The organism is Pseudomonas sp. 2(2015) (genome assembly GCF_000955865.1).
Taxonomy (GTDB): Bacteria; Pseudomonadota; Gammaproteobacteria; order Pseudomonadales; family Pseudomonadaceae; genus Aquipseudomonas.
The window spans coordinates 1-810 of record NZ_JYOF01000008.1 but is presented as its reverse complement, the minus strand read 5'-3'; the positions used below and the strand labels follow the sequence as shown (position 1 = coordinate 810).

Annotated in this window: 1 rRNA gene (only partly in view); it reads right to left on the bottom strand. The window is 49.9% G+C overall.

From position 1 onward, the window contains the following. Positions 1 to 584, bottom strand: a 16S ribosomal RNA gene (locus UB48_RS13785) (it extends 910 nt beyond the left edge of the window). Positions 585 to 810: the final 226 nt, after the last annotated feature.

Below are 810 nucleotides of genomic sequence, written 5' to 3'. Positions count from 1 at the left end.
AACCACCTACGCGCGCTTTACGCCCAGTAATTCCGATTAACGCTTGCACCCTCTGTATTACCGCGGCTGCTGGCACAGAGTTAGCCGGTGCTTATTCTGTCGGTAACGTCAAAATACTCACGTATTAGGTAAGTACCCTTCCTCCCAACTTAAAGTGCTTTACAATCCGAAGACCTTCTTCACACACGCGGCATGGCTGGATCAGGCTTTCGCCCATTGTCCAATATTCCCCACTGCTGCCTCCCGTAGGAGTCTGGACCGTGTCTCAGTTCCAGTGTGACTGATCATCCTCTCAGACCAGTTACGGATCGTCGCCTTGGTGAGCCATTACCTCACCAACTAGCTAATCCGACCTAGGCTCATCTGATAGCGCAAGGCCCGAAGGTCCCCTGCTTTCTCCCGTAGGACGTATGCGGTATTAGCGTTCCTTTCGAAACGTTGTCCCCCACTACCAGGCAGATTCCTAGGTATTACTCACCCGTCCGCCGCTGAATCGAAGAGCAAGCTCTTCTCATCCGCTCGACTTGCATGTGTTAGGCCTGCCGCCAGCGTTCAATCTGAGCCATGATCAAACTCTTCAGTTCAATACTGCTTGGGTTTTGAGAAAACCCTAAACTTGGCTCAGCAATCTCAAATGACTTACTTTCAAATCTTTCGATTTTCGTGTAGCCACTTGTGATGCTGATAATCTTTTTGACTATCAGTCTGAGCTCACAAGCACCCACACGAATTGCTTGATTCAGTTGTTAAAGAGCGGTTGGTTAAGAGCTTTTCGTCTCAACCGAGGCGCGCATTCTACGCTTTCCTCAG